Annotated in this window: 16 protein-coding genes; 13 read left to right on the top strand and 3 right to left on the bottom strand. The window is 42.0% G+C overall.

The window, feature by feature from the left end; translation table 11 throughout:
- Positions 1-17 precede the first annotated feature (17 nt).
- Positions 18-644, top strand: a complete 627-nt coding sequence (locus MKY84_RS00860) for an NUDIX domain-containing protein (RefSeq protein ID WP_342527115.1) — start codon at positions 18-20, stop codon at positions 642-644.
- A 15-nt stretch (positions 645-659) separates the two neighbouring features.
- Here MKY84_RS00860 and MKY84_RS00855 read toward each other — a convergent pair whose 3' ends face one another.
- Positions 660-899, bottom strand: a complete 240-nt coding sequence (locus MKY84_RS00855; protein ID WP_342527114.1) for a hypothetical protein — start codon at positions 897-899, stop codon at positions 660-662.
- A 125-nt stretch (positions 900-1,024) separates the two neighbouring features.
- On the opposite strand from MKY84_RS00855, the gene MKY84_RS00850 reads away from it, so the two are divergent.
- Entirely contained in the window at positions 1,025-2,146 is a 1,122-nt protein-coding gene (locus tag MKY84_RS00850) for a GTP-binding protein (protein WP_342527112.1), read from the top strand.
- 12 nt (positions 2,147-2,158) lie between these two features.
- Positions 2,159-2,308, top strand: coding sequence for a 50S ribosomal protein L33 (gene rpmG / locus MKY84_RS00845; RefSeq protein ID WP_342527110.1), 150 nt, complete (start codon positions 2,159-2,161; stop codon positions 2,306-2,308).
- Between the two features lie 38 nt (positions 2,309-2,346).
- Here rpmG and MKY84_RS00840 read toward each other — a convergent pair whose 3' ends face one another.
- Positions 2,347-3,153: an undecaprenyl-diphosphate phosphatase gene (locus tag MKY84_RS00840; RefSeq protein ID WP_342527109.1), complete on the bottom strand. Its 807-nt coding sequence runs from the start codon at positions 3,151-3,153 to the stop codon at positions 2,347-2,349.
- 18 nt (positions 3,154-3,171) lie between these two features.
- Complete coding sequence (locus MKY84_RS00835; RefSeq protein ID WP_342527108.1) at positions 3,172-3,756, bottom strand: hypothetical protein; 585 nt, start codon at positions 3,754-3,756, stop codon at positions 3,172-3,174.
- Positions 3,757-3,919: 163 nt separating this feature from the next.
- On the opposite strand from MKY84_RS00835, the gene MKY84_RS00830 reads away from it, so the two are divergent.
- The 10 genes from MKY84_RS00830 (at position 3,920) to MKY84_RS00785 (ending at position 13,829) form a co-directional block, all read left to right on the top strand.
- Positions 3,920-4,501 (top strand): copper resistance protein CopC, encoded by a 582-nt coding sequence (locus MKY84_RS00830; RefSeq protein ID WP_342527107.1) that lies wholly within the window; start codon positions 3,920-3,922, stop codon positions 4,499-4,501.
- A complete protein-coding gene (locus tag MKY84_RS00825; RefSeq protein ID WP_342527106.1) occupies positions 4,501-5,586 on the top strand; it encodes a CopD family protein in 1,086 nt (361 codons plus the stop codon). The genes MKY84_RS00830 and MKY84_RS00825 overlap by 1 nt, the downstream gene beginning before the upstream one ends.
- 104 nt (positions 5,587-5,690) lie before the next feature.
- Entirely contained in the window at positions 5,691-6,626 is a 936-nt protein-coding gene (gene mdh, locus MKY84_RS00820; RefSeq protein ID WP_342527104.1) for a malate dehydrogenase, read from the top strand.
- Positions 6,627-6,649: 23 nt separating this feature from the next.
- A complete protein-coding gene (locus MKY84_RS00815; RefSeq protein ID WP_342527102.1) occupies positions 6,650-7,831 on the top strand; it encodes an acetyl-CoA C-acetyltransferase in 1,182 nt (393 codons plus the stop codon).
- A gap of 99 nt (positions 7,832-7,930) precedes the next feature.
- Positions 7,931-8,365, top strand: coding sequence for a MarR family transcriptional regulator (locus MKY84_RS00810; protein ID WP_342527100.1), 435 nt, complete (start codon positions 7,931-7,933; stop codon positions 8,363-8,365).
- Between the two features lie 6 nt (positions 8,366-8,371).
- Positions 8,372-8,989 carry an alpha/beta hydrolase gene (locus MKY84_RS00805; protein ID WP_342527098.1) on the top strand — a complete coding sequence of 206 codons (618 nt, stop codon included), beginning with the start codon at positions 8,372-8,374 and terminating at the stop codon, positions 8,987-8,989.
- Between the two features lie 63 nt (positions 8,990-9,052).
- The gene (locus MKY84_RS00800) at positions 9,053-9,688 is read left to right on the top strand and encodes a nitroreductase family protein (protein ID WP_342527096.1); all 636 of its coding nucleotides are present in this window, start codon (positions 9,053-9,055) and stop codon (positions 9,686-9,688) included.
- Between the two features lie 249 nt (positions 9,689-9,937).
- Positions 9,938-11,050, top strand: a complete 1,113-nt coding sequence (locus MKY84_RS00795; protein ID WP_342527095.1) for a sugar-binding protein — start codon at positions 9,938-9,940, stop codon at positions 11,048-11,050.
- 71 nt (positions 11,051-11,121) lie between these two features.
- Entirely contained in the window at positions 11,122-12,642 is a 1,521-nt protein-coding gene (locus tag MKY84_RS00790) for a sugar ABC transporter ATP-binding protein (RefSeq protein WP_342527092.1), read from the top strand.
- An 11-nt stretch (positions 12,643-12,653) separates the two neighbouring features.
- On the top strand, positions 12,654-13,829 hold the full coding sequence (locus MKY84_RS00785) for a sugar ABC transporter permease (protein WP_342527091.1): 1,176 nt from the start codon (positions 12,654-12,656) through the stop codon (positions 13,827-13,829).
- Positions 13,830-13,894 lie beyond the last annotated feature (65 nt).

The following is a 13,894-nucleotide window of genomic DNA, read 5'->3' as shown; positions in this document are numbered from 1 at the left end:
TTTGAGGAGAGTTGAAAATGGTAGAGGTACTACGAACATTTACGAAGGACTTTCGCTACTTGCGAGATAAAGAACGAGAAGAAGTTCATAAGGATGGAGATTGGCATGAAGTGTTTCATTGTTGGGTGCTTGAGAAACGTCTAGGAGAATGGTGGATCTATCTTCAGCAGAGAAGTTTAAAGAAAAAGGATTATCCAGGGGATTTAGATATTACAGCAGCTGGTCACATAGAGGCATCGGAACGTGTTGAAGATGGCGTGCGAGAGCTGCATGAAGAGCTAGGGATCTTAGTCGCTTTTGATGAATTGATGTCTCTTGGCGTGATTCCCTATCACATTCAGACAAACCAAATAAATGATGCTGAGTTTGCCCATGTCTTTTTGTATGTTCACAAGGGGGAACTCGATGACCTTATCATTCAACGTGAAGAGCTAGATGGATTGTATGCAACGCGGCTAAGCGATTTCCTTGACTTGATTGACGAAAGTGTCCACCAAGTTTCAATTGAAGGCTACCAGTATAAAGAAAGTGTTCGAGTGGATGAAACTCGCTTCATGACACTCGAAGACCTAGGGGCATTGCCCAAAGAATATTTATATCCATTAAAAGCTCGAATTGAAAATGTTTCACTTGAAAGAGTCTAATCTAGGGCTCTTTTTTTAATCTCCCCACTTAAATGGCGTATAGCGCTTCTTGATCTTTTCAATGTCATGCATATTGTCCAGCCATTCTTCCAGATAACCACAGTGCATACAAAGATAGCGACCTACAGGAGAAGCAGTTATTGTGCCAGCCGCCCCAGTATAAATGTTATTTCCAATCTGATTAAGTTCTAAAATACCATGTAAATGAAGCACTTCATCATGGTTGCATTTTGGACACACTCCTGAATTTTTCACTTCCAACACTCCTTTAAATTACCTTACGAAGGAGCACTGTAAAAGTTTCACTTGCACATTTCAAGAAGATAAAGTATTCTTTAAAACGTAATCATTACGTTTTGATTGGTGAGGAGCTAATAACTATGAGAAAAATTCCTGTAACCGTTTTGAGTGGCTATCTTGGAGCTGGAAAAACAACATTGCTCAACCATATCCTCGCAAATCGCGAAGGACTTAAAGTGGCTGTCATCGTAAACGATATGAGCGAAGTCAATATAGATGCTGAAATCGTTAAACAGGGTGGCTTTCGCCATACAGAAGAGAAGCTTGTAGAAATGCAGAATGGTTGTATTTGCTGCACTTTGCGGGAAGATTTGATCGTGGAAGTGCAAAAGCTAGTTGAAGCAGGAGACATCGATTATTTGGTCATCGAATCTTCAGGAATCAGCGAACCGATTCCAGTTGCCCAGACGTTTACCTACATTGATGAAACTGTCGGAATCGATTTAGGACAAATTAGTCGCTTAGATACGATGGTGACAGTGGTGGACGCCAACCGATTCTGGCATGACTTCACTTCAGGAGAAACGCTTCTCGACCGGAAAGAAGCAGTTGGAGAAGAGGATGAGCGCGAAGTGGCAGATTTGCTGATTGATCAGATTGAATTTGCAAACGTCATTTTAATTAATAAAGTAGACATGCTGAAAGAAGAAAACGTAGCTGAGTTAAAAGGTGTCATTCGTAAACTAAATCCAGGGGCGAAAATCTACGAGACAGATCATTCGAAAATTCCATTGGACCACGTATTGGACACGGGACTATTTGATTTTGAAGAAGCTAGTCAAGGTGCTGGATGGATCAAAGAGCTAAACGAAGAGCATATCCCAGAGACTGAAGAGTATGGGATTTCATCTTTTGTGTTTAGAGCTGAACGTCCTTTCCATCCGGAACGTTTAATGGATTGGTTGATGGAATGGCCAGTGGAAGTTGTTCGAGCAAAAGGATTCTTATGGATTGCAACTCGACCAAAAGATGCCATTTTGCTTTCACAAGCAGGTCCAGCCATGACGATAGAGAAAATAGGGTATTGGGAAGAAGACACAGATGCTCATTTAACAGAGCTTGTGTTAATAGGAATCAAAATGGAGCAAGCCGGCATTCGTCAAGATCTTGAAAGCTGCCTGTTGTCAGAGGAAGAGTTCAAACAAGATTGGTCATCATTTAACGATACTCTGCCTGGTGCAGAAACTATCGTTCAAAACTAGGAGGAACCTAAAATGCGAGTAAACATTACATTGGCATGTACAGAAACAGGAGACCGTAATTACATTACTAAAAAGAACAAGCGGAATAATCCGGAGCGTATTGAGTTAAAAAAATATTGCCCACGTTTGAAGCGTGTGACGTTGCATCGGGAAACAAAGTAAAAAAAGGAGCCAGGACGCTAAGTCCTTGCTCCTTTTTGTTAGCCAAAAATTAAGAATCCAAACCCGACAACTAAACAGTAAATCGTGAAATAGATTAGATTACCACGCGCCATGATGTTCATGAACCATTTCAAGGCAAAGTAAGAGAACCCGAATGAGAAAATAAAGGCAAGTAAGTAGGGTAGCCACATGTCTCCAAGAGCAAGATCAGGTATTTTCACCAAGATGAGACCTAAACTTATAGGAATGAACAATAAGAAGGAGAAACGAAGTGCCGTTTCTTGCTTCATGCCAAGACCCATCGCTGCAACAATCGTTGCACCAGAACGACTGACCCCTGGGATTAAGGCGATTGCTTGAGCAAACCCCACGATTACCGCATCTTTCCACGTCAAATCTCCATCATTCTTACGTCCCTTTAAATTTCGAATAAAGAAGAGCGCGATACCCGTAGCAATTAGCGCCACGGCTACAGTCTTTGTCGACCTGAATACAGCAGCAATTGTATCTTCAAATAATAAGCCAATCACACCGGCAGGAATCGTTGCGATAAGTAAGTAGAGCACAAATTGAAAATCTTTTTTTGTTTCTTCCGTTTTGATACGTACATAACTCAATGAGTTTGTAGCCAAACGTATAAGGTCTTTGCGGTAGATAGCCAGAACCGCAAGAAGTGACGCAAAATTCATTAAGATTTCAAACGTGAAATCGTCAACACTCATCTCAATACCGAATAATTCTTGAGCAATCACAAGGTGTCCACTAGATGAGATAGGAATTGGTTCTGTAAATCCTTGTAGAGATCCTAAAAATATGTACTTTAATAAAATGATTAATTCTTCCATAGCCAACTCCTTAAATTTTTAAAGCCCATCTTCTATCACTGAAAAATTATAATCGCCAATAATTCGTTGAATAGCGCGAGATGTTCGTCCATCTTCTGCACTAAATGGGATCGTGATTTGTTTGTTCGGACTCTCAAATGTAATAGACGTCACTCGGGTAGGATTGGGTTCATAATGACGCGTGATTTGAAATACCTCATGCAATTCTATACGTTCAGAACTGAACTCTCCAAACTCGTGTGATTGTATATACGTTTCTTGTACAGTTGAGTAACTAAAGAGGGAAAAGAATGCGATAGGTAAACTGAGGAAGGCTAATCCAATATGAGCCCATTTTAAACGATAAGGTTTTCTTTTTTTGTCTGCGTAAACAACTGTTCCATAAGCACTTAGTGAGACAATGCCGAGCCAAGCAAAAGCAACGGCTAACCCGGTAAATGCTTCGTCATGACGAATGAGTGTAAGTGTATCTTCTTTGAAAAATAACAAATCTTGCATAAATAAGATGATGGGTATAGATATAAACACTGAAAATACCAATAAAAGAACACCAGAACTTAGCAGAATCGGCTCCATATTGATTGGTTGTTTTCGACGCTTCATTACCTCACCCCATACTCAATGATGACAGATTTCTGAAGGTATGTCTAAAAGAAATTGATCCATATTACAGGTTTTCGCGTTATCTAAGTAGGATTAGCAGTTCATTCAAATTTCACATTCACCGTCTATACTAAGAAACGGATAAATTAGAGGAGGAAATCATATGAAACGTAGCTTAATTTTAATCACTATTTTAATGAGTTTATTTATTACATCAGTCGCTTCTGCACACACTGAACTTAGCGCAACAACTCCAGAAGACGGAGCAGAGCTGACAGAAACAATTGATGCGATTACACTTACGTACTCAGGTCAAATTGAGGAAGGTAGTGTATTTGATGTCTTAACGGAATCTGGGCAAGAAGTAGCTGTGACAGACTTCACAATTGAGGACGGCGTTTTAACGGGTCAATTAGAACAGCCCCTTGAAAACGGCACGTACACTGTCAATTGGAATTCGATCAGTGAAGACGGACATCCACTAAACGGGACGTTTGGATTTACTGTCAATGCACCAGTGGAGGAAGTAGCTGCTGAAGAAGAGGTGGCAACGGAAGAAGAGGAAGAGCCGGTTGCCGGGGAGCAAGAAGAAATGGATGACTCATCTCAAGCGACAGAAGTGGCGTCTACAACAGCAACAGCTGAAGAAGAGGGCACTTCACCATTCATTTGGATCATTGCCGCACTAGCGGTAGTTTTAGTGGCAGTTAGCATTCTTACTATTACAAGAAGAAAGAGAGCGTAATGGAACTCCTCGTTATGGCAGGGCAGCTTGTACTGTCGCTTGGACTGGCTGTTCTTGTTGGAAGTTTTTTATTGCTGGCGGTCCCTGAAACCAAACGGCCCGCTTTGCGAGTATCTCCAATTATAATACTCATCAGTACACTAGCAGTGGTGATTGGGGCGTTTATACCTATACTTCAGATCACATTTGCTCTAATGCCACGTCAATCGTTTACTACTGCACTTGAAACGGTCTTGCTCTCTTACCGAACAGGCATCGCTTGGGATTTCACACTTCTAGGAGGCGTGCTGTTAATTTTGTTTTACACAGTATTTCAAGAGAGACGCGAATGGTATTTCCAAGCAGGGTATCTTGCATTGACGACATTTTTAATAGGGACGATTGCTTGGGCTAGTCATGCAAGCTCTATCGCGCCAATCAAAGGTTTTATTGGTGACTTTTTGCACCTACTGGCAGCAGCGGTATGGGTCGGAGTGGTATTAGTAATTGCATGGTTCTCAACGAATACACAGAACTGGCTGCCTTGGTTGAAGTGGTTCTCTCCCGTAGCTTTCATTAGTTTCGTAACGATGGGGGTAAGTGGATTCTTGCTAATGGATTTAACGGTTCCGAATTATGCGACAGGACTCAGCACTTCCTATGGGCAAGGACTTTTCATCAAACAGGTATTGATGATCCCCCTCGTTGCTTACATTGTCATTAACAGCTTCTTTATGAAACGATGGATCGAATCACGAAAATTGGACCCTATCCCATGGGTACGGGCAGAATCCATTATCTTGGTTGCGATTTTTACAGTTACTGCGTTTTTCAGCCATCAAGCTCCCCCAAGCAGCATGGTTATGGAAGCAAATTTATCGGCGCTGTCCACGTTCTTTTTACAAGACTCTGTTCAGTCCGGTGTTCAACTAGGATTACAAGTAGGTATTGGAACTGTGTTGTTTGGAGGTCTCGCAATTTTGTTTAGTGGTTTGGTTGTTACATCATTTATTAAGCGAGCGCCACTTCTAGCAGGAGGGTTCTTTAGTCTAGCTGCTATTCTTTCGGCTTATATTGCAATGATGTCCGGCATTACCACCATTTAAAGACCATTTAATGATGGTCTTTTTTGCGTTCGCGAAATACGATTAAAAGGATTACAATGGAAAAGAAGGCGTTTTCATTCAGTCACTTTATAGGGGGAGTTACAATGACTTTTCGACGTACTAAGATTGCTGTGATCGGGGCGGGTTTTACAGGAGCTACAACAGCTTTTATGCTCGCACAGAAGGAGTTAGGGGATGTTGTCTTACTAGACATCCCACAACAAGAGAATCCGACTAAAGGAAAAGCGCTTGATATGCTGGAGACAGGACCTGTCCAAAAGTTTAGCACTCGAGTTCAAGGGGCTTCCGATTATGAGGCGATTCGTGACGCGGACCTTGTTATTGTTACAGCGGGAATTGCTCGCAAGCCTGGCATGAGCCGTGATGATTTGGTAGCCACGAATGCAGGAATCATGAGGACAGTATCAGAAAACATTAAACACTATGCACCAAACAGTTTCATCCTTGTCCTCAGTAATCCAGTGGATGCCATGACTTACGTATGTTACAAGACGACAGGCTTCTCAAAAAACCGTGTCATTGGTCAATCCGGTGTACTTGATACAGCTAGATTTTCTACTTTCGTAGCAGAAGAATTGAACATCTCGGCGAAAGACATCACAGGCTTTGTGTTAGGTGGACATGGGGATGACATGGTGCCGCTGGTTCGGTATTCGAGCGCTGGTGGAGTACCACTAACTGTGTTGCTTTCCGAAGAACGTTTGCAAGCTATAGTAGAACGCACACGCAAAGGCGGCGGAGAAATTGTAGCATTGCTTGGTAACGGAAGTGCTTATTATGCACCTGCCGCAGCACTCGTTGAAATGGCTGAAGCACTCATTAAAGACGAGAAGCGGATTTTACCGGCCATTGCTTATTTAGAAGGAGAGTACGGCTACTCAGATATTTATTTGGGTGTACCGACTGTGCTTGGCGGAAACGGCATCGAACGAATTATTGAACTCGAACTTACAGAAGCTGAAAAGACGGCACTTGACCGCTCAGCTGAATCAGTGAAAACGGTAATGAACTTAGTATAGAAAACGTAAAGGGGAACTATAAATTGAAAAATGTTTATATAGTAGAAGGAGCACGCACGGCATTTACAGCATTTGGGGGATCATTCTCAGCTGTACCAGCGGATGAGCTTGGGAAAGTAACTGCGCAAGAAGCAATGAAGCGAGCAGGTGTTTTGCCTGAACAAATTGATCATGTCATTTATGGCAATGTCATTCATTCACATACAAATGCGGCTTACCTTGCGCGTCACATTGGTCTAAAAGCGGGTGTTCCAAAAGAAGTTCCAGCATTAACGCTAAACCGTCTATGCGGTTCTGGGACGCAAGCGCTTGTGTCGGCAGCTCAGTTGATTCAACTGGGTGAAGCAGATGTGGTTTTAGCTGGTGGAGCCGAGAACATGTCTATGGCACCTTTTGCAAGTTTCACGAGCAGATTCCATCAAGCAAAGCTAGGACCGATGAAGTTTGAAGACATGATACTGTCTACTCTAACCGATGACTATACGGGCAATGGGATGGGTATGACTGCAGAAAAGCTTGCCGACATGTATACCATCAGTCGTGAAGAACAAGATGCGTTTGCAGTTGAGAGTAACCAGCGTGCAGCAGCGGCACGTGAATCAGGAAGGTTTGCAAAAGAGATCGTGCCGTTTCCACTGACCTCTCGAAAAGGAACTGTCATGGTCGAGCTAGATGAACATATTAAACCTGACACGACAGTAGAGTCGCTCGGAAAACTTCGTCCTTCGTTTAAAAAAGAAGGTTCTGTAACAGCTGGAAATGCTAGTGGGATTAATGATGGTGCAGCAAGCTTAGTACTTGCAGGAGAAGAAGCTGTAACGAAACAAGAGTTAAAGCCAATTGCTCGTATTGTGTCATGGGGTGTTTCTGGAGTAGATCCTGAAATCATGGGAATCGGTCCAGTCCCAGCAATTAAACAGGCTCTGGAGCGCGCAAACATGACACTGGATCAAATGGATTTAGTGGAAGTCAATGAAGCGTTCGCGGCCCAGTATTTGGCTGTTGAGAAAGAACTCGGTCTTGACCGTGCAAAAACGAATGTCAATGGCGGTGCTTTAGCGCTTGGTCACCCTGTTGGTACTAGTGGAGCACGAATCGTTTTAAGTCTTGCCTATGAGTTGCAAGAACGGAACTTACAATATGGTGTTGCCAGTCTTTGTATCGGTGGCGGCCAAGGCATTGCCATGATTATCGAACGCGTTTAAGTAGTAAGAGTCTGGAGGGAACTCCAGGCTCTTTTTTTGACGACTACAAGTTCCTATGATACAATTATCTTGAAATCAAGATAAAGGAGGCGTGTAAGTATGGATACGAAACAAGTAGGTTTAGCAATTGAAGCACTCGTTCGGACGTCTGGCGCCTTTCACCAACGAATCAAAGAAGATGCCGTGAAAAATGAGTTACACGTTACTGAGTTTTCAGTTCTTGAACTGCTCTATCATCAAGGAAGACAACCGGTTCAAAAGGTAGCCAAACATGTATTGATTACAAGCGGTAGTACAACATACGTACTAGATAAACTTGTGAAGAAGCAACTTATTACACGTACGGTCTGTACGGAAGATCGACGTATTACGTATATAGAGCTGAGTGCATCAGGACAACAGTTGATGGAACAAGCATTTCCTGAGCATCTTGAGCGAATGAGTCAGTATTTTACTGGGATTGAAGAAGAGGAATTTAAACAATGGTTAGAAATTACACGAAAATTGGGCAAAGCAGCTCGCAAAGGAGACTGATAAACTATGAAACATGTATTCAAACAAGGTACTAACCCCCAAGCACCTACACTACTGTTATTGCACGGTACAGGAGGGAACGAACACGACTTGTTAGCGATTGCTTCGATGATTGATGAAGAAGCTAACGTTCTAAGTGTACGTGGAAACGTCCTTGAGAATGGGATGCCACGCTTTTTCAAGCGTCTAGCAATGGGAGTACTGGATCAAGAAGATTTGGCCTTCCGAACGAAGGAATTACATGACTACATTCAACAAGCTGCGAATGACTATAATTTTGACCGGGAAAACGTGGTGGCAGTCGGTTATTCGAATGGGGCAAACATCGCGGCTAATCTCATCATGACGGAACAACAAAGCGTTGCCGGAGCCATCCTGTATCATCCTATGATTCCGAACCCAGACGCGCAGATTCCGAATTTAGCAAAGTTGCCAGTCTTTATAGGGGCCGGAGTCAATGATCAAATGGTGCCTTATAAAGAATCAGAAGGGCTCAAAGCTATGCTGCTTGAACATGGAGCAGAAGTGGACATGCACGTTGAGCCATACGGTCACCAGTTGACGGGAAGCGAAGTAGAGGCATCAAAAATATGGTACGCGCGCAATTATAAGCAGAGTAATTGACGTTCCCTATAATCTAGCGTTAGACTAGTCTGCATTCAGCAAAGAAAAAGTGAGGGTATTAGAATGACAACTATAACACAACCAACATATCAGCAAACGGTAAAAGAACGCCGTTCGATTCGCGTATACAATCCAGAAGTTAAGATTGAAAAACAAGAGATGATGGAGTTATTAGAAGAGGCATCTCTTGCGCCATCTTCATTGAACTTGCAGCCATGGCGCTTCCTTGTTATCGACAGCGAAGAAGGGAAAGGTAAACTGAAAGAACTAGCTAAGTTTAACCAACGTCAAGTAGACACATCAGCTGCTGTAATTGCTGTTTTTGTCGATATGAATAGCAGTGATACAACCCAAGAAATTTATGACTTGGCAGTAGAAAAAGGTGTTATGCCTGCTGATGTTCGTGATCGCCAAGTGCCAATGATTAAAAATATGTTAAATGACATTCCACGAGAAGACATGAGAGCTATGAATTTTATTGATGCAGGACTTGTATCGATGCAAATAATGTTATCTGCTCAAAGTCGTGGCTATGCAACAAATCCAATCGGTGGTTTTGAAAAAGCCAAGATCGCAGAAGCTTTTGGATTAGAGAAAGAGCGCTTTGAACCAGTTATGCTCATTTCAATCGGTCAAGCAGCAGAGGACGGCTATCAATCCGTTCGCTTACCGATTCAAGATTTAGCTAAATGGGTGTAATTAGCTTAATAGGCTAAAAGAATATATATACGGAACTCAATGTAAACAATAGTCAGCAGATTCTCTGGAATTCAACCTAGAGAACCTGCTGATTTATTTTTGTCTGATTTTCTTTTTTTAATTTTCGGACAACATCTTAAAAAAATACAGATGATAGTAAAAGATTACCCGTGATAGCGCTTACATCCAAATGCTTAACTTTCTATACTGAAGTAGAAATCATCATAAACAAAGGGAGAGGGTTTAGAAATGAAGAAAAACAATATGTGGAAATGGGCTGGGTTACTTGCAGCGTCCATGGTATTTGTTGCTGGGTGTAATTCAACAGGTGGAGATTCAAGTAGTGGTGTAGACGTGGGGATCGTTTTACCAACAAAAGATGAGCCACGTTGGGTACAAGATGAGCAGCGCTTTAAAGATGCTTTAGCTGATTCAGATTATTCAACAGAGATTTTATTTAGCCAAGGGTCATCTGCAAAAGAAAAAGAAAATGTAGATGCACTATTAAATAAAGGAATTGATGTATTGATCATCACTCCTCATGACGGAGCGGCAGCGGGTGCTGCAGTTGAAGCGGCAAAACAAGAAGGTGTTACTGTCATTTCTTATGACCGTTTGATCACAGATACAGATGCAGTAGATTATTACGTGACATTCGATAGCTTAGCAGTAGGTGCAGCACAAGCACAATATTTGATTGATAATGCAGATGGTTCAGGAATCCCACTTTATCTTTATGCAGGAGCGGCATCTGATAACAACGCCTTCTTATTCTTCCAAGGTGCTTGGGAAGTATTACAACCAAAAATTGCAGATGGCACATTTGTCATTGCTAACTCTTCTGAAGCAGAAGCGCTTAGCGACAAAGCAGAACTTTCTCGCGATGAACTTGGTAAAATTATTGGTCAAGTAACAACGAACTGGGATCCAAACGAAGCGAAAAACAAGGCACAAACACACTTAACAGCAGCAGCTGACGATCAAAAAGGTGATGTAGCTATTTTAGCACCTAACGATGGAACAGCTCGCGCAATTGCAGATGTATTTGGTTCTGATAGTGCTATCACATCATTCTTTGTAACTGGTCAAGATGCTGAAAAAGCGTCTATTCAATACATTATTGATGGTCAACAATCTATGACTGTATTTAAAGACGTACGTACATTGGTTCAAGATGCAATGGGTATGGCGGTTGATATCTTAGACGGTAATGACCCAGAAACAACAGGTTCTTATGACAATGGTGCAGTAGAAGTAAAAGCTAAACAAACAGATGTTATTGTTGTCGATCAAGAAAATGTAAAAGCAGAGCTTATCGACTCAGAATACTATGAGGCAAGTGAGTTCACAGGATTAGAGTAAACCAACATGCGTCTCATGCCTCGGCGTGAGACGTATTTACTTAGGAAGCAAGTCGCAGGGAGGCGCACAAAATGACGGACTACATTTTAGAGATGAGGAACATATCAAAGGAATTTCCAGGAGTGAAGGCACTGACAGACGTCAACTTTCAAGTGGAAAAAGGGGAGATTCACTGCCTGATTGGTGAAAATGGCGCTGGAAAATCCACACTGATGAAGGTTCTGAGCGGAGTGTATCCGTATGGAACTTACTCGGGCGATATTGTCTACGAAGGAGAAGTACAACAGTTTAAAGAAATCAGCGATAGTGTTACAGCCGGAATCGGCATCATTTATCAAGAGCTCGCATTATTTCCGGACTTAACCGTGTATGAAAATATCTACGCAGGCAACGAAGTGCGTAAAGGACCATTCATTGACTGGAATAAAACAATTGTCCAATCCACTGAGCTTTTACGAAAAGTGAAGCTACGTGTAACTCCAGAAACATTAATCAAGGAATTAGGTGTTGGTAAACAACAGCTCGTTGAAATCGCAAAAGCACTTAGTAAGGATGTAAAGCTACTAATCCTAGATGAACCAACCGCTGCACTCAATGAAGACGATAGTGAAAACCTGTTGAATCTGTTAAAAGAATTAAAGGAACAAGGCATTACGTGTATTATGATTTCGCATAAATTAAAAGAAGTCATTTCGATTGCCGATAAAGCTACGATTCTTCGTGACGGTAAAACAATTTGCACATTGGATTCAAAAAAGGGTGAAATCACAGAACGTCTTATTATCAAAAACATGGTGGGACGCGAAATTGAGGATATCTACCCGAAACGATCCAACCCTGTCATTGGTGAATCCGTATTATCACTTGAGGATTGGTCTGCCTATGATGCACAACTTGGGCGTGAGGTAGTGAAAGGTGCAAATCTACATCTTAAAAAAGGCGAAATTATTGGCATTGCAGGTTTGATGGGTTCTGGACGAACAGAACTTGCTCTCAGTATTTTCGGGAATCCTAGAAATTACAAAGTGGATGGCGAAATGAAACTATTCGGTGAGACGAAGGTGCTAAAGCATACAAGTGAAGCAATCAAAGAAGGGATTGCCTATGTCACAGAGGATCGCAAAGGGGACGGGTTGTTCTTGTTGCAAGACATTAAAAGTAATATCTCAGCAGCACACTTGAAAGGGATTGCGCCAAAAGGGTTGTTAAACCTAAATGAAGAAGTAAAGGTTGGGACCCGCTATAAAGATTCCCTTTATATAAAAGCAAACTCACTGGAACAAGTTGTAGGCAAACTAAGTGGAGGCAATCAGCAAAAAGTGTCTCTAGGGAAATGGTTGTTTACCGGACCTAAGATTTTGATTTTGGATGAACCGACGCGTGGAATTGATGTCGGTGCAAAATTTGAGATTTATACAATTATGAATCAGCTAATCAGTGAAGGATTGAGTATTATCATGATTTCTTCAGAACTTGGAGAAGTACTCGGCATGAGTGATCGCGTATATGTCATGGCAGAAGGAAAAATTAAAGGTGAACTGTCACGCGAACAAGCAACGCAAGAATCCATCATGGAATTAGCGACACAATAGGGGGACCCATTATGAACTTAGTAACGGAAGCAAAAACCATTGTAAAAGAAAATATCCGAGATTACGGGATGTATATTGCTTTGCTAGTCATCCTGTTAACGTTCACCATCATGACGAACGGACTCTTTTTATCTTCACGAAATATTAGCAACATGTTAGATTCTGCTGGGTACATTGCCGTTCTAGCTGTAGGGATGACACTAGTCATTGTTATCCGTCACATTGATTTATCGGTCGGTTTTGTTGCAGGATTTTTAGGCGCGATAGCAGCTATTTTTCTAACACAGATGGGTGTATCGGTATGGATTACCATCCCCGTCGTATTGGTCTTAGGTATTTTAATTGGATTATTTAATGGTGTACTTGTCGCTAAGATTGGAATACCTGCATTCGTTGCGACGCTTGCGGCTATGTTAATCTTCAGGGGAGCCTTACTAGAGGCCACTTCAGGGTCAGGAACAATCATCGTCAACAATGATCAGTTCAACGCTATTGGGAATGGCTTTATTCCTTCACTAGTTGAAATCGGTGGATTGCACTTATTGACCTTACTAGTCGGAGTTGTAGGTATCTTATTTTATGTTTACAGTGAGTTCTCAGGACGTAAGGACAAACAGAAGTATGGTTTTGATGTCATGTCAATGCCTATGTTTAGCATTAAACTAATACTAGTTTCTGCAATCATCGGTTATGTCACATGGATTCTAGCAGGTTATAATGGATTGTCTTGGACAGTTGTGATTATGTTAGTCGTAGTAGTCATCTATCACTTCTTAACAACAAAGACTGTACTTGGCCGACATATTTATGCTGTGGGAAGTAACCCAGAAGCCGCTCACTTGAGTGGAATCAACGTACAGAAGATTACTCTTTTTGTATTTGGCTCTATGGGTATGCTAGCAGCAGTATCAGGTATTCTCTATACAGCTCGGTTGCAGTCAGCTACTACTACAGCTGGAACTTTGTTTGAATTAGATGCAATCGCAGCCGCTTATGTTGGGGGCGTTTCGTCAGCAGGTGGTGTTGGTAAAGTAACGGGTGCCATCATCGGCGCAGTTGTTATGGCATCGTTATCGAGTGGGATGAACCTATTGGGTGTTGGTGTATCTTACCAATATATGATTCGAGGCGGGGTATTAGCCGCTGCCGTAATCTTTGATGTAATGACACGTAGACAACGCGCATAAATGAAAGCACCCGTTCATTAGCGGGTGCTTTTTGATTCGAGATGACAATGGTAAGATGAGAAGAA

Source organism: Chryseomicrobium sp. FSL W7-1435, from assembly GCF_038595005.1.
Taxonomy (GTDB): Bacteria; Bacillota; Bacilli; order Bacillales_A; family Planococcaceae; genus Chryseomicrobium.
The sequence above is the reverse complement of the archived record's forward strand: the minus strand, read 5'-3'. Positions and strand labels throughout refer to the sequence as shown.

What these genes read in the sequence shown, in the direction of transcription:
- MKY84_RS00860 (WP_342527115.1), top strand. Translation starts at nt 18, where the DNA reads ATGGTAGAGGTACTACGAACATTTACGAAGGACTTTCGCTACTTGCGA.
- MKY84_RS00850 (WP_342527112.1), top strand. Translation starts at nt 1,025, where the DNA reads ATGAGAAAAATTCCTGTAACCGTTTTGAGTGGCTATCTTGGAGCTGGA.
- rpmG (WP_342527110.1), top strand. Translation starts at nt 2,159, where the DNA reads ATGCGAGTAAACATTACATTGGCATGTACAGAAACAGGAGACCGTAAT.
- MKY84_RS00840 (WP_342527109.1), bottom strand. Translation starts at nt 3,153, where the DNA reads ATGGAAGAATTAATCATTTTATTAAAGTACATATTTTTAGGATCTCTA.
- MKY84_RS00835 (WP_342527108.1), bottom strand. Translation starts at nt 3,756, where the DNA reads ATGAAGCGTCGAAAACAACCAATCAATATGGAGCCGATTCTGCTAAGT.
- MKY84_RS00830 (WP_342527107.1), top strand. Translation starts at nt 3,920, where the DNA reads ATGAAACGTAGCTTAATTTTAATCACTATTTTAATGAGTTTATTTATT.
- MKY84_RS00825 (WP_342527106.1), top strand. Translation starts at nt 4,501, where the DNA reads ATGGAACTCCTCGTTATGGCAGGGCAGCTTGTACTGTCGCTTGGACTG.
- mdh (WP_342527104.1), top strand. Translation starts at nt 5,691, where the DNA reads ATGACTTTTCGACGTACTAAGATTGCTGTGATCGGGGCGGGTTTTACA.
- MKY84_RS00810 (WP_342527100.1), top strand. Translation starts at nt 7,931, where the DNA reads ATGGATACGAAACAAGTAGGTTTAGCAATTGAAGCACTCGTTCGGACG.
- MKY84_RS00805 (WP_342527098.1), top strand. Translation starts at nt 8,372, where the DNA reads ATGAAACATGTATTCAAACAAGGTACTAACCCCCAAGCACCTACACTA.
- MKY84_RS00800 (WP_342527096.1), top strand. Translation starts at nt 9,053, where the DNA reads ATGACAACTATAACACAACCAACATATCAGCAAACGGTAAAAGAACGC.
- MKY84_RS00795 (WP_342527095.1), top strand. Translation starts at nt 9,938, where the DNA reads ATGAAGAAAAACAATATGTGGAAATGGGCTGGGTTACTTGCAGCGTCC.
- MKY84_RS00790 (WP_342527092.1), top strand. Translation starts at nt 11,122, where the DNA reads ATGACGGACTACATTTTAGAGATGAGGAACATATCAAAGGAATTTCCA.
- MKY84_RS00785 (WP_342527091.1), top strand. Translation starts at nt 12,654, where the DNA reads ATGAACTTAGTAACGGAAGCAAAAACCATTGTAAAAGAAAATATCCGA.